This is a genomic window from Haemophilus sp. SZY H56 (assembly GCF_054332415.1).
The window spans coordinates 80881-101109 of the sequence record NZ_JBTGNX010000008.1 but is presented as its reverse complement, the minus strand read 5'-3'; the positions used below and the strand labels follow the sequence as shown (position 1 = coordinate 101109).

The window sequence follows — 20229 nt, the reverse complement described above, 5'->3', positions numbered from 1 at the left end:
TACTCGAAAGAGCCTACATGAAGATGTAGGCTTTTCTATTAAGATAATAATCTTTGTACTAAAGAAATATAAATATTAACCCCAGTAAACAATTGATTTTCATCAAAATCAAATTCAGCTTCATGATGACCTGCTGTTCGATCTGCACCAAGAATGAAGTAAATAGCTTTGCCTCCGTGTTCTTGTACACGTCTACCTAAAATAGTCGCATCTTCACTTGCATTGAAAGCATAATCTGAATTTACGTTATTTATTTGTGGTTGTTCAAGAGATATTTCTTCGATGAGTTTTATAAGTTCAACATCATTATTCATATCCACGGCTTCACCTACAATTTCAGTTTCATACACTACATCAAAACTTATGGAGATACCTTTGGCTATTTGCATGACTTGTTCAGTCATATATTCATTAATTGCTTTATTTTCTCCCCGCACTTCTAATTGTAATTCAGCAGAGGATGGAATGACATTTCGTCCTTCACCCGCTTTTAGCACACCCACATTAATTCTTGTCATGCCTTCACCATGGCGTGCAATACCATGAAGTTGAGTGGCTGTATGCGCTGTAGCTAATAAAGCATTACGACCTAAATGGGGGGCAGCACCTGCGTGGGCTGGTTTACCTTTATAGCGAATATCAATTTTTGTAGTGGAAAGAAAATTTCTTGGATTAGCAATAACAGTGCCTGTATTTGCGCAAAAACTAATGTGTGAAGAAGCAAAATAATCTGCATCATCAATTATGCCACTTTGTGCAATGGCTGCTGCACCTCGAACACCTTCTTCTGCTGGTTGGAATACAATTTTTACTTTTCCAGTGAGTTTATCTTTGTTCTGAGCGATCCATAATGCAATGCCTAAACCTATTGTAATGTGTGAATCATGTCCACAAGCATGCATAAAACCATCGTTAATTGAGGCAAAACCTTCTTTATTTGGAATATGCTCGGGTGAACGAGTTTCCGTTACATTCACACAGTCTATATCAAAACGTAATGCAATAGTTTTTCCTGGTTTACCTGAATCAAATAATGCCACACAACCAGTATATCCTTCCATTTTTTCGAGCCATTTTTCATTGGCTCCATAGGCTTTTGCATTAGTTAAGCCTTTATCTACTACGGCTTGTTTTCGTCCACGAACAAAGTCAGGATTTATAATCTGTTTACCAAGAAAAATTTCAAAACAACCTAAGTCTTCCAAGTAATCTGCAATGCGAGAAGTTGTCCAAAATTCACTCCAACCAATTTCTGGAAAACGATGAAATTCACGACGCCATTTAACAAGTTGATTTAAATCTAAGTTCATTTTTTTCTCCTTTAAAAGTCTATAAAAATTGACCGCACTTTATTTAAGTGCGGTCAATTTTTTATTATTTCTACAACATAAATAATGCTAAGAATAAAACAGCAAGTATCATGCCTGGTGCGGTACGTTTTACCATTTCTACTGGGCTTACCATCGCAAGGCCTGCACAAACAATGGTTACACCTGCAATTGGTGAAGCTGTACGACCAATTGCACCCGCAATGGCTGCTGCCATACCTAGATTTACATGAGTGTATCCGAGTTCTACAGCATGTGGTGTGACGGCACTGTTAAAGGCAATCGCTGCAGCATCGCCAGAACCTGTAATTAAGCCCATTAAGAATGGTCCAATTGTTGCACCCCAACGTACAAATTCGTTGGATTCTTTTAAGAAAGAAATTGCAGCATCAACTGCGCCCGTAGATTTTAAACCTGCTACAAATACACTGGCTGCAATGATGATACCAAGTACGTTTGCATAAGAATTTCCCATACCATTGAAAAATTCTTCAGTGATTTTCACTGGAGAAATACGAGTGACTATAATGCCATAAATTGCACCAATCAACATCGCTTGAGGCACACCCATTTTAGTCCATTCAAGACCCTGTACTTGTTGTAATGACGTTCCACCAATCACTAAAATAACTAATGGTATTAATGGTGCAAGGGCATAAAGTACATTGACGCCTTCAACAACTTTAATTTCACTTTCTTTTTGTTCTGCGAGATAAGCTTGGCGATGTTGTTCACCATAATCTTTAAAAACAAGCGCAAGAATTGTTAAAACAACCGCACCTATTGCTCCCGCAATCATGTTATATGGCGCATGTGAAAGGTTTACTTGAGCGATAGTTAAGCCTGACATTTCACTAATCATTGCTGAGTGAGAAGAACCTGGGCTCATCATTGAGCCAAAAGTCCCTGCTAAAATAGCTGCCCCAGCAGTAGCTGGTCGAACACCCGCACTTTTTAAAACGGGAATTAATGTTGCGCCAACCGCAGCAGCACAACCAGCAGCAGAAGGAATAGCAATATTGATGAAAAAGGTGATGACTGTTGCAATCGGAATTAAGAAGAATTTTAATCCGCTTAATGGTTTGGTAAGTAAATGCACCAGATGAGTATCACATTGAGTGTATTTCATTACATAAGCAAAACCCATACTAGAACAGATAGCCATAATTAATCCGCCCGATGTCATGCTTTTGGCAAAAGCATCTAATGCGCCCATTGGATTAATCGTCAGAATAGACATTATTAAACCGACACCAATCAAAACGGTTCGGGTTTCGGCTTTTTTAATCAGAAAATAAATTGTGGCAATAATGCCAATCACTGCAACGATGGATTTAAATAATTCCATTATATGTTCCTTTTAAGTTAATAAGAAAAAGTTGTATTGATGTCAAATGTGCCACATTCCATATTTTCACTGAAGCACAAAATAGGATTTTCGCCCAACACAGTTGCCATTTCATTTTGTATATGAAGCGCAGAACCTTCAGGTAATGCATATACAAATGCAGTTGGATTAACGAGTAAAAATTCTGCCAAACGTTCTTCTCGGCTTTCTCCATTGTGGCCTTGCATTTTACCTGAAATAAAGTGCGGATTAATTTGATGAGGAAAAAGTTGTAATGCTTGAAATGAAGGAGGATAAGTAATCGGCATATCATTAGTTGTCATAATGGATGCACCAGCTACATTGGCCCCAGCACTCCAACCAAAATAAGGCGTACCGTTATTTACTTTTTCACGAATGATATCAATCAAATTGTGTTCATAAAGTTGTTTTAACAAACAAAATGTATTCCCGCCGCCAATAGCGATGACATCTGATTGTTCAATGATATCTCGATGCAGCTCACCATGATGAACGGAAACAATATTCATCCCTAAATCAGGGAGTGCATTTTGCACAGTTTTTTCATATTCATCAAAAGTGCGGCGTACCCCAGCATAAGGCACAAAAGCAATTGTTTTACCATGATAATCAGCCAAGAAATTTTGTAACCAAGGTATGGTGTGTTCAAGATAACCTGTGTTCTTGTATTTTGAGCTACTGAGCAGTAACATGTTTTTCATTTTCCACTCCTTTTTAGAGGCATTTAGCAATACCGATATTACGCTTAGAAAAGGTTAATTTTCAACGAAAAATTATTATTGTTTGACGAATATCAAAAAATAAACCGTATCAGGAGAAAACTATGTCAATTAATCTTAATCGTGTTCAAAATTTAATTGAAAAACTGGCTTTTATTTCATGTTATATCAGTGAAAATGAGACCATCCGTGCGATTTTAATCTTTATGTTGACCGCACTTTCCTTTGTCATAGTTAAACGTTACACCCGAAAACTCGGCCAACAAACAGAATTTCAGCTTGTGTTGTTAAGAGTATTGTCCTAAATAAAAAGAACGGTTGAAAACAATTAAATTTTCAACCGCTCTTTTGTACTTAGCTTATTACTACTCGAAAGAGCCTACATTAAGATGTGGGCGTTTCTTTTTTAATTAGCTTGTGATTTTTTAAGATCAAATTTGTAAGAAACAAAACCATACAATGTCCAACCAATAAAGGTCACAATTGAACCATATAACATCGCTTGTTCACCGGCTGCATAAAGTGCATAGATACTATAGAGTGAACCAATAAAGGCAACAAAAACGGTTGTTTTATATTTTTGTGGCGCAACATTTTCCGCTTTCAATAACACTGCGAGAGCAGCCATTGAGAGTAAGTATGGGATGACGTTTGTAACCACTGCTAAGTCCACCAACACGTTAAATTGTTTATTTAATGATGGGCTGATTGTCATTAAAGAGAGTAAAGTTTGTAACGCAGTAATGGTAATCATACCAACAACAGGTGCATCTTTACTGGTAACTTTTTTGAAAAATGCTGGGAAATAACCTTCTTCTGCTGAAGATTTGAATACTTGAGCAATAGTGAACTGCCAGCCTAATAATGAACCAAAGCAAGACATCACCATTAAGCCCATGATAACTTTACCGACAGTTTCATCAAACATATGAGCAAAGGCTAAACCGAATGGCGCTGTTGAATTAGCAAGTTCAAGGTTAGGTACAATACCTGCAATCACGTTAGTTGAAACGATATAAATTACTGCTGCTCCTAAGGTACCACCAAGTACTGCAATTGGTACGTTTTTCTCTGGATTTTCAACGGCATCTGCGTTAGCACAAGCTGATTCTAACCCTAAGAACGCCCATAATGTCATTGAAATAGATACACCGATCGCTTCAAAAGTTGGTACATTGTGTGGATTCCAAGAGTTTACATACATTGAACCATCAAACCATTTCCAACCAATGATAGAAATACCTACCACAGGAATAATTACGCCCCAAATGGTAAATGAACTGATATTACCGGTGATTCTTGCACCACCAAAGTTAAGAACGGTTGCAAGCCAAAGAGTGAAGATAGTCCATAATGCGATAGAAAGTGGTGAAAGGATTGCGCCGAAAAGCTCTGAACCATAACCCACCGCAGAAATTGCGATTGCTGTATTGGCAATAACTAATGATACACCGTAAGTGTAGTTTGCCATGAAGTTACCGGCTTTACCGAAAGAGTATTCCGCATAACCGCCCATACCACCAGATTTTTTGCTAAACATTCCACATTGGGCAAATGCATATGCTAATGCAGTTGAGCCAACCGCTGTGACCAGCCAAGATACTATTGAAATGGTTCCAATTTCGGCTAATTTAGTCGGTAACATAATGATACCAGAACCCATCATATTAACCATGGTAAGAATGGTGAGTTGTACCACACCAATTTTATTACTTTTAGCACTCATAATTTATACTCCTACAAGTGCGGTCAAAAAATCAGATGTTTTTAACCGCACTTTTTTGTTTGTGCTGAGAGAGTTATGAAGAAGATCCTCACAACCTCACTTTATTAATAGTCAGTTAAAACATAGCCATATGCACGAGTACGTCCATCAGGGTCTTTTTGTAAGTAAACCCCTTGGATTTCAGGTGCGAAGCCAGGTAATGTGTTGATACCTTCTTCTAATGCAAGGAAATATTGTTGTGCTGTAGTGCTCCATTTTTCTCCTGGCACTACACATAACACACCTGGAGGATAAGGTAACGCACCTTCCGCAGCCACACGACCAACAATATCAGTCAACGGAACGAGTTCAACTTTGTTACGTACTAACTCAATATTTGCATCATGTGGATTTAATACATATTCTGGTAATGTCGCTTTGCGGAACAAATCTTTTTGAAGTTGTTTTACATTGCGGCTTACATAAAGATCATGCATTTCTTGGCATAATTGACGAATGGTGTAACCTTTGTAACGATCTTCATTGTTTTTATACACAGTTGGTAAGACATCTTTTAATAAAGAGTCTTGTTTAATGTGTTTTTCAAACAAGGCGATTTGAGCAACTAAAGTTTGCATTTTGGTGAGAGTTTCTGCCGGAGTGAGCAAGAATAAGATTGAGTTCAAGTCACATTTTTCCGGAATAATACCGTTTTCACGTAAGTAGTTAGCAAGAATGGTTGCTGGTACACCAAATTCTTCATATTCACCTGTTTCTAAGCTAATACCCGGTGTGGTAAGCAAGAATTTACATGGGTCAACGAAGTATTGTTCATCAGCATAACCTTCAAATTTATGCCATGTATCTGTTGGGTGGAATTTGAAGAACTCGAGATTAGTTGCGATTTCTTCTGTGTCATAATCTTGCCATTTTTTACCTTTAATTGTGGTTGGAATAAATGGACGAATTAATTCACAGTGATTTAATACTAATTTACGTGCTTCGATACCGACTTTCACACATTCATGCCATAATCGACGACCAGCTTCACTACCTTGAATTTTCGCATTCACATCTAACGTAGCAAATAACGGATAGAACGGACTAGTTGACGCATGTAGCATAAAGGCATTATTGAAACGTTTGTGGTTTACATAACGATCTTGACCTTTAATGTGTTTATCTTTTTTGTGAATTTGTGAAGTTTGTGAGAAACCTGCTTGTTGTTTATGAACAGATTGTGTCACTAAAATACCTGGGTCATTTTCATTTAATTCAAGCAATAATGGCGAGCAGTCTTTCATCATTGGAATGAATTGTTCATAACCTACCCATGCAGAGTCGAATAAGATGTAGTCACAAAGATGACCAATTTTATCTACCACTTGACGTGCGTTATAAATTGTACCGTCATAAGTACCTAATTGAATAACAGCTAAACGGAATGGACGTTTTTGGTTTAATTTTTCAGGCGCCACTTCTTTAATTAATGATTTCAAATAATCTTCTTCGAAGCAGTGACTATCGATACCACCAATGAAACCAAATGGGTTACGAGCAGTTTCTAAGTAAATTGGGGTTGCACCCGCTTGAATTAATGCACCATGGTGGTTTGATTTATGGTTATTACGGTCAAATAACACTAAATCGCCTGGAGCAAGTACAGCATTTAACGCAACTTTGTTTGAAGAAGATGTACCATTCAATACGAAGTAAGTTTTATCTGCATTGAATACTTGAGCCGCATATTTTTGTGCATCACAAGCTGCCCCTTCGTGAATTAACAAGTCACCTAATTTCACGTCCGCATTACAAATATCCGAACGGAAAATGTTTTCACCGTAGAAGTCATAAAGGAAACGACCTGCTGGATGTTTACGATAGTATTGACCACCTTGATGTCCCGGGCAGTCAAAAGCAATATTACCCATTTCTACATATTCACTTAACATTTTGAAGAATGGAGGTAACATTTTTTCTTCATAAAGTTTCGATGCAGTTTCGATTTGACGGCTATAAAGTTTGATGTCATAACCGTTTAAATCTTGAATATGGTAAATAGAATCATAGAATTTTGGATCCACTTGTTGTTCTTCTGTTTGAACAACGAATACAGGAACGCCGAATTTTGTTGCTTGAATTCTATCGAGGTATTCACCTACATCACTTGAACTTAATACGATGGCTGCAACATCTGTAAAGTCTGTTTTAGCAATCTCAACTAATTCTCTATTTGTAGAGAAATATTGTTCAACTTTTGGGCTATATGCAATTTTTAAGTTTGGCATAATGAACTCCTTCATTTATTTTTGACGTAAAGTTACCCAGCATTATTAATTTTAATAATGCAATAGATTTATTTAGAATAAAATAACCCTATCTAGTTTTTTATTATAAAAACTAAAGTAAGAATATATTTATTTTAAATTAAATAAGATTAAGTTAATTCCTAAAGATATTTCTTACCTGTTCTAGGCAATACAAAAATATCCAGAAATTAATCTGTGGAGACTCTCTAAACAGAGAGAACAACTCTGTTTAGAGAGCCGTGTTGGATGGTTTGTTTTGAGAAGCAAATAAAGAGTATGAGAAACAAGAACGATAAGATGGCATCATAATATGACGAATGCGACGAATATGAGCCATTAAAGAACGACCTTTTATCGGATTAAACCGTAAAAGTCTTAATGCCTTTGTATGGACATATCTGTGTATATATGTACGAAATAGCATAGAAAAAATCCCTCTTTCTATCTAAACTAACCTTTGTTGGGTACATTCTCTGCTTGTGTAAATATTATGTCAATAATATTTTTCAAAAAACGTGATCATTATCAAAAAATAAATTTAAATTTTACATAAAAATAAAACTACAAAAGTATGGAAATATTTTATCCTTAAAATTAGATGATAAATAAATATACCAATTTATCTAGATCCTTCCTAAGCTAAACTCGCAACCATGACTGCTTTAATTGTGTGCATACGGTTTTCTGCTTGTTCAAATGCAATGTTCATTGGCGATTCAAATACATCTTCAGTTACTTCAATACCATTCGCTAATTCAGGATATTTTTCAGCAATTTGACGACCCACTTTGGTTTCACTGTTATGGAAGGCAGGTAAGCAGTGCATAAATTTCACTTTTGGATTACCAGTGCGTTTCATTAATTCAGGTGTGACTTGATAAGGAAGTAATAATTTAATGCGTTCGCCCCAAGTTTCTAATGGTTCACCCATTGAAACCCACACATCAGTATGGACAAAATCTACACCTTTCACAGCTTTGTCGATATCTTCAGTTACAGTAATACGAGCGCCACTTTCTTTCGCAAATTTTTCGCACATTTCCACAAGACTTGCTTCTGGTAATAATGCTTTAGGTCCACAAATACGAACATCCATACCTAATTTTGCACCAATTAATAAAAGTGAATTACCCATGTTATTGCGAGCATCCCCAATATATACATAGCTAATTTCGCTTAATGGTTTATCGCAATGTTCAATCATGGTAAGTACGTCGGCAAGCATTTGTGTTGGGTGGAATTCATCGGTTAAACCATTGAATACCGGCACACTAGCATAATCAGCAAGTTCTTGCACGGTACTTTGTTTAAAGCCACGATATTCAATGCCATCATACATTCTGCCTAATACGCGGGCGGTATCTTTCATACTTTCTTTGTGGCCAATTTGAGAGGAGTTCGGGTCGATGTAGGTGACTTGTGCGCCTTGGTCATAAGCAGCGACTTCGAATGCACAGCGTGTGCGGGTGGAGGTTTTTTCAAAGATGAGCGCTATATTTTTGCCTTTTAATTTTTGTTGTTCTGTGCCTGCATATTTGGCTCGTTTCAAATCTCGGGAGAGATCTAAGAGATATTTAATTTCACGTTCTGTGTGATGAACAAGACTCAATAGGTGTCTATTTTTAAGATTAAAAGCCATAGCGATCTCCTTATCGGATGCCATCAATAAATGGCTACCTTACTGTGAATGAAGTAATTTTTAGCGGATTTAATACCCTATTTTTGTCCCAAACGTGAAGTTTTGCAATCAAATTAAATCCCTTATTTTGTGATGCATATCACACTTCATTTCAGAACTTTATATTGCGCTTTCTTTATATATAAAAGAGATTTAAAATCTTGCCGATTTTTATACAACAGGAGCTCATATGATCAACAGAAGAGATTTCATCCAACTTGGCGCAAGCAGCATTTTAGCGTTAAGTGCAAGCCGTTTTGCTTTTGCGAAAAGCGACACACAAGTCGATTTACGTATTGTGGCAACGACCGATATTCACAGTTTTTTAACTGACTTCGATTACTACAAAGATGCACCGACTGAGAAATTCGGTTTTACCCGTGCAGCAAGCTTGATTCGTCAAGCTCGTCAAGAAGTGAAAAACAGCGTTTTAGTTGATAACGGTGACCTAATTCAAGGTAACCCAATTGCTGACTATCAAGCAGCTAAAGGTTATAAAGAAGGCAAATCAAACCCAGCCGTGGATTGCTTAAATGCGATGCACTATGAAGTAGGGACATTAGGTAACCACGAGTTTAACTATGGCTTAGATTATTTAGCGGATGCGATTAAACAAGCGAAATTCCCTATCATCAATGCTAACGTAGTGAAAGTCGGTACCGAAGAGCCCTATTTCACGCCTTATGTAATCCAAACAAAAGAAGTGGTGGATAGCCAAGGTGAAACGCATAAACTAAACATTGGTTATATCGGTTTTGTGCCACCACAAATTATGGTGTGGGATAAAGCGAACTTACAAGGCAAAGTAGAAACCCGCGATATCGTGAAAACCGCACAAAAATATGTGCCAGAAATGAAACAAAAAGGTGCAGATATTATTGTGGCACTTGCGCACACAGGCCCATCTGACGAGCCATATCAAGAAGGTGCAGAAAACTCAGCATTCTATCTTGCTGATATACCGCACATTGATGCGATTGTTTTCGGTCACTCTCACCGTTTATTCCCAAATAAAGAGTTTGCAAAATCACCAAATGCAGATATTGCTAAAGGTACTGTGAAAGGCGTGCCTGAAAGTATGGCAGGTTACTGGGCAAATAACATCAGTGTAATCGACTTAACCCTTGCTCAACACAATGGCAAATGGTTAGTGGCTGATGGTAAAGCGGCTCTTCGCCCAATTTACGACGCTGAAAACAAAAAAGCGACCACAGAAAGTGACGCAGAATTGACCGCACTTTTAAAACCTGTGCATGAAGCCACCCGTGAATTCGTGGCGCAACCAATCGGTAAAGCCACCGATAACATGTATAGCTACTTAGCCTTAGTGCAAGATGACCCAACTATTCAAATTGTGAACCAAGCACAAAAAGCTTATGTTGAAAAAGTAGCACCAAGTGTTGCAGCAATGGCAGGCTTACCAATTTTAAGTGCAGGCGCACCATTTAAAGCAGGTGGACGTAAAAATGACCCTACTGGCTATACAGAGGTGAACAAAGGTGAATTAACCTTCCGTAATGCGGCAGATTTATATCTCTATCCAAATACCTTAATTGTGGTGAAAGCAACGGGTGAAGAATTGAAAGAATGGTTGGAATGTAGCGCAGGTATGTTCAAACAAATCGATCCTACAAGTGACAAACCACAATCTTTACTTGATTGGGAAGGCTTCCGTACTTATAACTATGATGTGATTGACGGTGTAAATTATGAATTCGACCTCACTCAACCAGCGCGTTATGATGGCGAATGCAAATTGATTAACCCGAATTCACACCGTGTAGTGAATTTAACTTACCAAGGTAAACCGGTTGATCCAAAAGCAGAATTCTTAATTGCGACTAATAACTATCGAGCTTACGGTAATAAATTCCCAGGCACAGGCGATGCACACATTGTTTACGCTTCTCCTGATGAAAACCGCCAAATTCTTGCGGATTACATCAAAGCAGAAAGTGAAAAGCATGGCCATGTAAACCCAAGTGCGGATAAAAACTGGCGTTTTGCACCGATTAAAGGTAACGATAAATTAGATGTGCGTTTTGAAACCTCGCCAAGCGAACAGGCAGCGAAATTTATTCAAGATAATGCACAATATCCAATGAAGAAAGTCGGCACTGATGAAGTGGGCTTTGCGGTATATCAAATCGATTTATCTAAATAACAAAAAAGGGCGTGCTCAGCACGCCCTACTTATTTCAAAGTGCGGTCAATTTTGACTTTATTTCTCTTCTTTTGGAAGTCTAATTAAAGCAAAGATCAAGCCTCCCCAAATCACAAGAAGCGCCACAATCATCATTGCAATTGCAATACTTGTCATCTTTATTCTCCTTTTTCTTCAAGATTAAAGTTCTCTTCATTTTTCCATTTTAAGCGAGAAAGAATGAACGAAACGACTACAAGCAAAATTGCCATACCCCAACCAAAGGTATTTACGAACCAACTTGGATAACCTTCATAACCTTCTGTAAATACCTTCGCACCTTCACTAAATAACATAAAGGCAAGAATACCCGTGGTGATGACAATGCATAAACGCCATAAAAAACCGACTTTAAATGAAGAGCTTTGATTTAAGTGGTTGCCTAATAAACCTAGTTTTTCATTTGCTACAATCACAATTAATGAAACAAATGCGACCGCTACAATACCAAAGTAGTTCACAAATTTATCGAACACATCAAGCATTGGTAAGCCGGTTGTGGTACCGAATAAAATTACTGATACCACCATCATTGGTAAACCGACGATAAAGGTCACTTTTGAACGACGAATGCGAAGTTTATCCTGTACCGCAGAAATAATTACTTCAATAACAGAGATAAATGAAGTTAATGCTGCGAAAGTTAATGAACCGAAGAACAATACCCCTAACACTTCACCAAATGGTGCTTTATTAATGATGGTTGGGAATGCAAAGAAGGCTAAACCAATACCGCCTTTTGCCACCTCACTCACTTCCACACCTTGTGCAGCTGCAATAAAGCCTAATGCCGCAAATACACCGATACCTGCAAGTACTTCAAAGCTTGAGTTCGCAAAGCCAACAACTAAACCACTTCCTGTTAAATCAGAATCTTTTTTCAGGTAAGACGCATAAGTGATCATAATCCCGAAACAAATAGAAAGAGAGAAGAAGATTTGACCGTAAGCCGCAATCCACACACTTGGGTTAGACAATTTAGACCAGTCTGGGGTAAATAACGCATTCAAGCCTTTTTCTGCACCTGGTAAGAATAAAGAATAAACAACCAACGCCACAAACATCACCACTAAAACAGGCATTAAGATATCTGCAGATTTAGAAATCCCTTTTTTAATACCTAAAGAAAGTACGCCTAATGCTACTAACCATACCGCGATTAATGGACCAGTTATCATGCCGACAAACTCAAAGCTCACTCCATTACTGATCTCCCCCATTTTTAAGAATTCATGTAAGAAGAAATCAATTGGTTGATCGCCCCAAGCAGAATTAAGTGAGAAGTAGGTATAGCTTGCCGCCCAACCTAATACTACTGCATAGTAAAGCCCGATAATGACATTGACCATCACCTGCCACCAACCAAACACTTCAAAATGTGGGTTAAAGCGACGATAAGAAAGTGGCGCACCTCCACGATGGCGATGACCAATTGCGTAATCTAAGAAAAGCAATGGAATACCAGCGGTTAAAAGAGCAATGAGGTAAGGGATAATAAATGCACCGCCTCCGTTTTCATAAGTGGTATAAGGGAAACGCCAGATGTTTCCTAAGCCAACAGCGGATCCAATTGCCGCCATAATAAATGCTTTCCGACCGGAGAAGGTCTCACGCTTTGCGTTTGACTGCGCCATATTAAGTTCCTTTTGAATGAAGAAAGATTTCAATATAATGAATTCTAAAACCGAGTCAAGAACTCGATTTAAAGAGAGATTAAATTCAGTGAATTTTTTTCAAATTTAACTGTCTAATCACACAATTAAATTTTTATTTACACCAAACTGAAAAGGAAACATTTATGGATCTCAACAGCATTTTAAATCAAGTTTTAGATGTCGCTAAAAACTCTGCAAGCAAACTTGAAACCGGCAACCAAACTATTGACTCTATCACTAAAGTAGGTGGCGGTGCTGCATTAGGCGGTATTTTATCAATGATTTTAGGCCGTAGTGGTGGTGCAAGTTTAGCAAAATTAGGCTCACTTGCTGTATTAGGTAACCTTGCTTATCAAGCTTACCAAAACTATCAAAAATCCCAACAAAGCAGCCAACCAAACATCTCAGAAAATGCGTTTGATGTATTAAATTCATCAACTTATATCGATACAGGTGAATTAATTTTACGCACAATGATCGCCGCAGCGGCAGCAGATGGTGAAATTACTGAAGATGAAAAACAAACTATTGCAAACGAAGCAGGTAACAACCCTGAATTAGCACAATGGATTGCACAAGAAATCCAAAATCCAATTTCTATCAATGAAATTGCACGTCTTGTAGGCAACGATACTGCACTTGCAAGCAATGTATATTTAGCTGCTCGTTTAGTAAGCAAAGATTTATCTCGCAAAGAAATCATTTTCTTAGCAGATTTAGCAAAAGCATTAGGCTTAGATGATGCACTTGTTGAACAATTAGAAAAACAAGCTGGTTTCTAATTTTAGACACAGAAAATATCACATTTTCTAATGTCTCTTTTCATCAAAAAACACGATAATATTTTTTATCGTGTTTTTTTCGCTTGTATTTTTGTAAAAACCTGTCTAAAAATAGAAAAATTCAGCTACAATGCTGAACTTAAGCTTTTAATAAACTATATCAATAATCATAAAATAGGAAGCAATATGACAGGTGCACAACTCATCATTCAATGTCTAAAAGCGCATGGCGTAACCGATCTTTTCGGCTACCCAGGCGGGGCAATCATGCCAACCTATGATGCAATTTATGACTCAGCTCTTGACCATCTTCTTTGCCGTAACGAACAAGGTGCAGCAATAGCCGCAATTGGTTATGCTCGCTCTACGGGCAAAGTTGGCGTATGTGTCGCAACATCAGGTCCAGGTGCAACCAACTTAGTAACAGGTTTAGGCGATGCCTTTGCTGATTCTGTACCTATCGTGGCATTTACTGGTCAAGTAGCAGCACCACTTATCGGTACAGATGCTTTCCAAGAAGCTGATGTTTTAGGTTTATCCCTTGCGTGTACCAAACACAGCTATATTGTTCAATCTGTTGAAGAACTTCCTGAAATTATTGCTTCTGCTTTCCAAATTGCACAAAGCGGCAGACCAGGCCCTGTTCTCATCGATGTCCCTCGTAACATCCAAGTTGGCGATGTACCAGAACATATCAAACCTATTGTCAAACCAACCGTAAAACCAACCGCACTTTCAGAATTAAAATTAGCTGAAGCAAAAACATTATTGGCACAAGCGAAAAAACCGGTGCTTTATGTCGGTGGTGGTGTAGGCATGGCGAAAGCTACACAAGCGGTCAAAAAATTCCTACAAATTACCAAAATGCCATCTGTTTCAACATTAAAAGGTTTAGGCTCAATTGACCCGACCGATCCCGTTTATATGGGCATGATTGGTATGCACGGCACAAGACCTGCCAATATTGCCGTACACGAATGTGATTTATTGTTAGTGTGCGGTGCACGTTTTGACGACCGCGTGACAGGCAAATTAGACAGTTTTGCGCCACAAGCTAAAGTCATTCATTGTGATATTGATGCGGCTGAAATCAATAAACTTCGTGTGGCCAATGTTGCCCTTCAAGGTGATTTAATTCAAGCTTTAGAGGCTTTAAGTATCCCGCTTGCGATTGATGATTGGCGTACACATATTCAAGCGCTGAAAGCCAAACTCGATTTTACTTATATCAACAATGCAGGTAATCGACCGATTGACCCTTGGGCATTGCTCAACACTCTTTCACAGCGTAAACCTCAAAATGCGGTGATTTGTACCGATGTTGGTCAACACCAAATGTGGTCAGCACAACATATGCGTCATTTCGCACCAGAAAACTATATTACCTCTGCGGGCTTCGGCACCATGGGATTTGGTTTACCTGCAGCGGTGGGCGCGAAAAAAGCACGTCCTCATGATGAAGTGATTTTAGTCACGGGTGATGGTTCATTGATGATGAACATTCAAGAATTAGGTTCAATCAAACGCGGCAAATTACCCGTGAAAATTTTACTGTTAGATAACCAACGTCTTGGTATGGTGCGTCAATGGCAAGACCTTTTCTGGAACAAACGCCGCTCTGAAACCATTTTAGAAGATAACCCTGATTTCGTGATGTTAGCGAAAGCTTTTGATATTCCAGCTGAACGCATTGAGCGCGCTGATGACGTGGATGCAGCACTTAATCGCTTATTAAATAGCGAAACCGCTTATTTGCTACAAGTATGCATTCCACCTGAAGAATGCGTATGGCCATTAGTCCCACCAGGTGCATGTAATGCCGATATGTTGGAGGAAATTTAAGATGAATCAATATACTTTTGACTTGATCGCTCAACATCGCCCAGAGGTTTTAGAACGTGTATTACGCGTTATTCGTTTACGTGGTTTCACTGTGACTAATATGGATATGGCATTGGTAGAAACCCAAGTGAAGTTAAAAATCACTGTAAAATCTGACCGCACTTTTGATTTGTTGGTGAATCAATTGGAGAAATTGCCGGATGTGGTGGAGATAAAATAATGAAAAAATTTCTTTTACTTGTTATTTCTATCTTATTTATAGTTGGATGTACAACCAATAAAAAAGAAATATCTAAACAAACAGAGGTGATCCAAGCCTTTTTTATTGCAAACAATAATATTTATGCCATAGGAGATTTAAATAGCTATCAATTCTCATCTTCTAAATCTGAAGATGTGCAAAATTTCATTAATTTTTTAAATTCTAAAGATATGAAAGCTTTTAAAGAAGCACGCATAGATCGTATTGAAAAAAATAGTGAAGATAACAAAATTAAAGCATTCGTATTTATTGAACTTGATAGCAAAAAATTGACTAAAAAGGAGATAGAAAGTTTATTTAATAAACGTGATGTTTACAAATCCTCTCAGGGAAATCCTGACTTACTTTTTGGAATAAGTCATGGTGAGCTTGTAAAGCTTCAGAATAAAGATGAGATCTTGATTAAAGGAAAGCTCTCTAAACCATTAAAAACAAATTTTATTGAATATAAAAAATCAACAAGTTTTGATTATGAAGGGACCAAAGAGGGAGCTTCAATGGCTGTTGTTTGGGGGGCGTTGCTATTCTTATGATTCCATTAGCAATTATTACATTACCATTTCAAGCTATAGATTCTTTATCTAAATAATTGCATTTATAAATTTAACTTTATTGAATAATTTCTTCGTATTATCTTCTGCCAAATCTCCCCTACCCCTCTTTGATAAAGAGGGGGAAAGAACGAGCGAGATTTTATATCATTATTCTACTTTGATATGGCAAATATAAATTAGTCAGATGACAGCAAATTTATAAAGAAAATCCCCTCTTTAGCAAAGAGGGGTAGGGGAGATTTGGCAGTATTCATTAACGAAGAAATTAAATAATATAACGAACTTTAACAAAAATTTACTTGGAGAGATTATTTATGCCAAAACTACGTTCAGCGACCAGCACTCAGGGTCGTAATATGGCAGGTGCACGTGCCTTATGGCGTGCAACAGGGATGAAAGAAAATGACTTTGGTAAACCGATTATTGCGGTAGTGAACTCTTTCACCCAATTCGTACCTGGGCATGTTCATTTAAAAGATATGGGGCAACTGGTTGCAGCTGAAATTGAAAAAGCCGGCGGCGTAGCAAAAGAATTCAATACTATTGCGGTAGATGACGGTATTGCTATGGGTCACGGTGGGATGCTTTATTCCTTACCAAGCCGTGATTTAATCGCAGATAGCGTGGAATATATGGTTAATGCTCACTGTGCTGATGCGATGGTGTGTATTTCCAACTGTGACAAAATCACCCCGGGAATGTTAATGGCGGCAATGCGTTTGAACATTCCAACTATCTTCGTTTCAGGTGGCCCAATGGAAGCGGGTAAAACGAAATTATCTGATAAGCTTATTCGCTTAGATTTAGTGGATGCGATGATTGAAGCGGCAGATCCGAATGTAAGTGATGAGCGTATTGATGCGATTGAGCGCAGCGCTTGCCCAACTTGTGGTTCTTGCTCAGGCATGTTCACCGCTAACTCAATGAACTGCTTAACCGAAGCTTTAGGTTTATCTTTACCAGGCAATGGATCAATGTTGGCTACCCATGCTGACCGCAAAGAATTATTCTTAAAAGCTGGTCGTCAAATTGTTGAGCTTTGTAAACGCTATTACAAGCAAGACGATGAAAGTGTATTGCCACGTTCAATTGGCACCTTTGAAGCCTTTGAAAATGCCATGAGTTTAGATATTGCGATGGGTGGTTCAAGTAATACCGTTTTACACTTATTAGCGGCTGCTCAAGAAGCAGGCGTAGATTTCAAAATGGAAGATATTGACCGCTTATCACGCGTTGTGCCTTGCTTAAGCAAAATTGCACCAAATACTAATAAATACCATATGGAAGACGTACACCGTGCAGGTGGTATTATGGGCTTATTAGGTGAATTAGATCGTGCGGGGCTAATCCATCGCAACACCAAAACCGTGTTAGGAACAACACTAGAAGAACAATTAAATCAATACGATATTATTCGTAACAAAGACGAAGAATTACACAAATTCTTCCGTGCCGGCCCTGCTGGTATTCGCACCACACAAGCCTTCTCGCAAGATTGTCGTTGGGATAGCATAGATGATGACCGTGTAAGTGGATGTATCCGTAACAAAGAAAATGCAATTTCTCAAGAAGGTGGCTTAGCCGTATTATTCGGTAATATCGCAAAAGACGGTTGTATCGTAAAAACGGCGGGTGTGGATGAGTCTATCTGGAAATTCACAGGCCGTGCTATCGTATTTGAAAGCCAAGAAGACGCTGTAGCCGGTATTTTAGGTGGTAAAGTTAAAGAAGGCCATGTAGTAGTCATCCGCTACGAGGGTCCAAAAGGTGGCCCAGGTATGCAAGAAATGCTTTATCCAACCAGCTACTTAAAATCGATGGGCTTAGGTAAAAAATGTGCTTTATTAACAGATGGTCGTTTCTCTGGTGGTACATCCGGTTTATCTATTGGTCACGCCTCGCCTGAAGCAGCTTCCGGCGGTGCAATTGGCTTAGTACATGATGACGATATTATCGAAATCGATATTCCAAATCGTTCGATTAATCTAAAAATTAGCGATGAAGAATTAGCAACACGTCGTACTGAGCAAGATGCCAAAGGCTGGCAACCAGCTCACCGTGAACGTGAAGTATCATTCGCCTTAAAAGTATTTGGTCACTTCGCTACTTCTGCAGATAAAGGTGCAGTGCGTGATAAAACACTTTTAAAATAATTTCTAATCACTCCTCCTCTCACAAAAGAGAGGAGGATAAAAATAAAGAAAAATTAACCGCACTTCATCATAACAAATTAAGTATCATGAAAAATCTACTTACCAATTCTCAACCCTCTCAATCGGATTATGTTAACGCGATTGTTAAACTTGGCTCCAGAGTATATGAAGCCGCTACTGTAACCCCGCTACAAAAAATGGGGAAATTATCCGAGCGCCTACATAATAATATTTGGATTAAACGTGAAGACCGCCAGCCAGTAAATAGCTTTAAGCTGCGTGGTGCCTATGCAATGATTTCCAGCCTTTCCAATGAACAAAAACAGGCGGGTGTCATTGCTGCTTCTGCAGGTAATCATGCGCAAGGCGTAGCCTTATCAGCGAAACAACTTGGGCTAAAAGCATTAATTGTTATGCCACAGAACACGCCAAGCATTAAAGTGGATGCAGTCCGTGGTTTTGATGGTGAGGTGTTGCTGCACGGAGCCAATTTTGATGAAGCTAAAGCTAAAGCGATTGAGCTTTCAAAATCTAAACATATGACATTTATTCCACCGTTTGATCATCCATTGGTGATAGCGGGTCAAGGTACGTTAGCGATGGAAATGCTGCAACAAGTGGCTGATTTGGATTATGTCTTTGTTCAAGTTGGAGGCGGTGGTCTCGCCGCTGGCGTAGCCATTTTACTCAAACAATTTATGCCGGAAATTAAAGTGATCGGTGTCGAGTCCAAAGATTCAGCCTGTTTGAATGCTGCTTTAGAAAAAGGTGAACCTACAGATTTAGCACACGTTGCCCTGTTTGCTGATGGTGTAGCAGTAAAACGTATTGGTGATGAAACATTCCGCTTATGCCAGAAATATTTGGATGGTATGGTGTTGGTGGATAGCGATGAAGTTTGTGCCGCAATGAAAGATTTATTCGAAAATGTGCGCGCGATCGCCGAACCATCTGGTGCTCTAGGTCTAGCTGGTTTGAAAAAATACGTAAAACAAAACAATCTAGAAGATAAAAACATGGCAGCGATTTTATCCGGTGCCAACCTTAACTTCCATACTTTACGTTATGTTTCAGAACGTTGCGAAATTGGTGAAAACCGTGAAGCTTTATTGGCGGTAACCATGCCTGAGCAACCTGGTAGTTTCTTAAAATTTGCCCATGTCATCGGTAATCGAGCAGTAACAGAATTTAGTTATCGTTATGCAGATAACCAAAAAGCTTGCATTTTTGTTGGTGTGCGAACGACTAATGAAGCAGAAAAAGCAGACATTATTGCTGATTTAACGAAAAATGGCTTTGATGTTGAAGATATGTCTAATGACGACATTGCTAAAACACACATTCGTTACTTGATGGGTGGACGAGTTTCAAACCGTAATGAGCGACTTTATAGCTTTGAATTCCCAGAACAAAAAGGAGCTTTACTGAAATTCTTAGAAATATTAGGTAAACGCTGGAATATTTCATTGTTCCACTATCGTGCGCATGGTGCCGATTACGGTAATATCCTTGCAGCATTTCAATTAGAAGAAAAAGATAACACAGAATTTGAGCAAGCTTTAACACAACTCGGTTATGTTTATGAAGATGTAAGCGAAAGTAAAGCTTATCGATATTTCTTAAGATAGAAACAAAAAGAGCGGTCAAAATGACCACTCTTTTTTTATTAC

At 38.4% G+C, this 20229-nt stretch carries 16 protein-coding genes and 1 pseudogene; 8 read left to right on the top strand and 9 right to left on the bottom strand.

Going from position 1 to position 20229, the window contains the following annotated elements; genetic code table 11:
* Positions 1-38 precede the first annotated feature (38 nt).
* From ACXVWP_RS07540 to pepE, 3 genes are all read right to left on the bottom strand, one after another.
* A complete protein-coding gene (locus ACXVWP_RS07540; RefSeq protein ID WP_458473336.1) occupies positions 39-1310 on the bottom strand; it encodes a M20 family metallo-hydrolase in 1272 nt (423 codons plus the stop codon).
* Between the two features lie 70 nt (positions 1311-1380).
* A complete protein-coding gene (dcuC, locus tag ACXVWP_RS07535; RefSeq protein ID WP_289902345.1) occupies positions 1381-2676 on the bottom strand; it encodes a C4-dicarboxylate transporter DcuC in 1296 nt (431 codons plus the stop codon).
* A gap of 17 nt (positions 2677-2693) precedes the next feature.
* A complete protein-coding gene (gene pepE / locus ACXVWP_RS07530; RefSeq protein ID WP_289902346.1) occupies positions 2694-3398 on the bottom strand; it encodes a dipeptidase PepE in 705 nt (234 codons plus the stop codon).
* 176 nt (positions 3399-3574) lie between these two features.
* Between pepE and ACXVWP_RS07525 the strand changes: the two are divergent.
* A pseudogene (locus ACXVWP_RS07525) lies at positions 3575-3721 on the top strand (SoxR reducing system RseC family protein); the annotation flags it as partial.
* Between the two features lie 101 nt (positions 3722-3822).
* Here the strand turns inward: ACXVWP_RS07525 and potE are convergent.
* The 4 genes from potE to ACXVWP_RS07505 all read right to left on the bottom strand — a co-directional run bounded on the left by potE (position 3823) and on the right by ACXVWP_RS07505 (position 9069).
* Positions 3823-5142 carry a putrescine-ornithine antiporter gene (potE, locus tag ACXVWP_RS07520; RefSeq protein WP_112122537.1) on the bottom strand — a complete coding sequence of 440 codons (1320 nt, stop codon included), beginning with the start codon at positions 5140-5142 and terminating at the stop codon, positions 3823-3825.
* Between the two features lie 104 nt (positions 5143-5246).
* A complete protein-coding gene (gene speF, locus ACXVWP_RS07515) occupies positions 5247-7409 on the bottom strand; it encodes an ornithine decarboxylase SpeF (protein ID WP_126469984.1) in 2163 nt (720 codons plus the stop codon).
* Between the two features lie 250 nt (positions 7410-7659).
* Complete coding sequence (gene speFL, locus ACXVWP_RS07510; protein ID WP_289902347.1) at positions 7660-7854, bottom strand: leader peptide SpeFL; 195 nt, start codon at positions 7852-7854, stop codon at positions 7660-7662.
* A gap of 210 nt (positions 7855-8064) precedes the next feature.
* The gene (locus ACXVWP_RS07505; RefSeq protein WP_289902348.1) at positions 8065-9069 is read right to left on the bottom strand and encodes an ornithine carbamoyltransferase; all 1005 of its coding nucleotides are present in this window, start codon (positions 9067-9069) and stop codon (positions 8065-8067) included.
* Positions 9070-9298: 229 nt separating this feature from the next.
* Here ACXVWP_RS07505 and cpdB point away from each other — a divergent pair, with 229 nt between their 5' ends.
* Positions 9299-11272: a 2',3'-cyclic-nucleotide 2'-phosphodiesterase gene (gene cpdB / locus ACXVWP_RS07500; protein ID WP_289902349.1), complete on the top strand. Its 1974-nt coding sequence runs from the start codon at positions 9299-9301 to the stop codon at positions 11270-11272.
* Between the two features lie 57 nt (positions 11273-11329).
* Here cpdB and ACXVWP_RS07495 read toward each other — a convergent pair whose 3' ends face one another.
* Positions 11330-11428: a methionine/alanine import family NSS transporter small subunit gene (locus tag ACXVWP_RS07495; protein WP_049355588.1), complete on the bottom strand. Its 99-nt coding sequence runs from the start codon at positions 11426-11428 to the stop codon at positions 11330-11332.
* A 2-nt stretch (positions 11429-11430) separates the two neighbouring features.
* Positions 11431-12945, bottom strand: a complete 1515-nt coding sequence (locus ACXVWP_RS07490; RefSeq protein ID WP_289902350.1) for a sodium-dependent transporter — start codon at positions 12943-12945, stop codon at positions 11431-11433.
* A gap of 164 nt (positions 12946-13109) precedes the next feature.
* Between ACXVWP_RS07490 and ACXVWP_RS07485 the strand changes: the two genes are divergently transcribed.
* The 6 genes from ACXVWP_RS07485 to ilvA all read left to right on the top strand — a co-directional run bounded on the left by ACXVWP_RS07485 (position 13110) and on the right by ilvA (position 20187).
* Positions 13110-13748, top strand: coding sequence for a tellurite resistance TerB family protein (locus ACXVWP_RS07485; RefSeq protein ID WP_289902351.1), 639 nt, complete (start codon positions 13110-13112; stop codon positions 13746-13748).
* 186 nt (positions 13749-13934) lie between these two features.
* A complete protein-coding gene (ilvG, locus tag ACXVWP_RS07480) occupies positions 13935-15590 on the top strand; it encodes an acetolactate synthase 2 catalytic subunit (protein ID WP_329506025.1) in 1656 nt (551 codons plus the stop codon).
* Position 15591: 1 nt separating this feature from the next.
* A complete protein-coding gene (ilvM, locus tag ACXVWP_RS07475; protein WP_297568740.1) occupies positions 15592-15810 on the top strand; it encodes an acetolactate synthase 2 small subunit in 219 nt (72 codons plus the stop codon).
* Positions 15810-16385: a hypothetical protein gene (locus ACXVWP_RS07470; protein ID WP_297568737.1), complete on the top strand. Its 576-nt coding sequence runs from the start codon at positions 15810-15812 to the stop codon at positions 16383-16385. The genes ilvM and ACXVWP_RS07470 overlap by 1 nt, the downstream gene beginning before the upstream one ends.
* A gap of 335 nt (positions 16386-16720) precedes the next feature.
* On the top strand, positions 16721-18559 hold the full coding sequence (gene ilvD / locus ACXVWP_RS07465) for a dihydroxy-acid dehydratase (protein WP_289902354.1): 1839 nt from the start codon (positions 16721-16723) through the stop codon (positions 18557-18559).
* 86 nt (positions 18560-18645) lie between these two features.
* A complete protein-coding gene (gene ilvA / locus ACXVWP_RS07460) occupies positions 18646-20187 on the top strand; it encodes a threonine ammonia-lyase, biosynthetic (RefSeq protein WP_297568734.1) in 1542 nt (513 codons plus the stop codon).
* Positions 20188-20229 lie beyond the last annotated feature (42 nt).

Excerpts from the sequence above, each read along its gene's own strand:
- ACXVWP_RS07540 (WP_458473336.1), bottom strand. The coding sequence starts at position 1,310 with ATGAACTTAGATTTAAATCAACTTGTTAAATGGCGTCGTGAATTTCAT.
- dcuC (WP_289902345.1), bottom strand. The coding sequence starts at position 2,676 with ATGGAATTATTTAAATCCATCGTTGCAGTGATTGGCATTATTGCCACA.
- pepE (WP_289902346.1), bottom strand. The coding sequence starts at position 3,398 with ATGAAAAACATGTTACTGCTCAGTAGCTCAAAATACAAGAACACAGGT.
- potE (WP_112122537.1), bottom strand. The coding sequence starts at position 5,142 with ATGAGTGCTAAAAGTAATAAAATTGGTGTGGTACAACTCACCATTCTT.
- speF (WP_126469984.1), bottom strand. The coding sequence starts at position 7,409 with ATGCCAAACTTAAAAATTGCATATAGCCCAAAAGTTGAACAATATTTC.
- speFL (WP_289902347.1), bottom strand. The coding sequence starts at position 7,854 with ATGCTATTTCGTACATATATACACAGATATGTCCATACAAAGGCATTA.
- ACXVWP_RS07505 (WP_289902348.1), bottom strand. The coding sequence starts at position 9,069 with ATGGCTTTTAATCTTAAAAATAGACACCTATTGAGTCTTGTTCATCAC.
- cpdB (WP_289902349.1), top strand. The coding sequence starts at position 9,299 with ATGATCAACAGAAGAGATTTCATCCAACTTGGCGCAAGCAGCATTTTA.
- ACXVWP_RS07495 (WP_049355588.1), bottom strand. The coding sequence starts at position 11,428 with ATGACAAGTATTGCAATTGCAATGATGATTGTGGCGCTTCTTGTGATT.
- ACXVWP_RS07490 (WP_289902350.1), bottom strand. The coding sequence starts at position 12,945 with ATGGCGCAGTCAAACGCAAAGCGTGAGACCTTCTCCGGTCGGAAAGCA.
- ACXVWP_RS07485 (WP_289902351.1), top strand. The coding sequence starts at position 13,110 with ATGGATCTCAACAGCATTTTAAATCAAGTTTTAGATGTCGCTAAAAAC.
- ilvG (WP_329506025.1), top strand. The coding sequence starts at position 13,935 with ATGACAGGTGCACAACTCATCATTCAATGTCTAAAAGCGCATGGCGTA.
- ilvM (WP_297568740.1), top strand. The coding sequence starts at position 15,592 with ATGAATCAATATACTTTTGACTTGATCGCTCAACATCGCCCAGAGGTT.
- ACXVWP_RS07470 (WP_297568737.1), top strand. The coding sequence starts at position 15,810 with ATGAAAAAATTTCTTTTACTTGTTATTTCTATCTTATTTATAGTTGGA.
- ilvD (WP_289902354.1), top strand. The coding sequence starts at position 16,721 with ATGCCAAAACTACGTTCAGCGACCAGCACTCAGGGTCGTAATATGGCA.
- ilvA (WP_297568734.1), top strand. The coding sequence starts at position 18,646 with ATGAAAAATCTACTTACCAATTCTCAACCCTCTCAATCGGATTATGTT.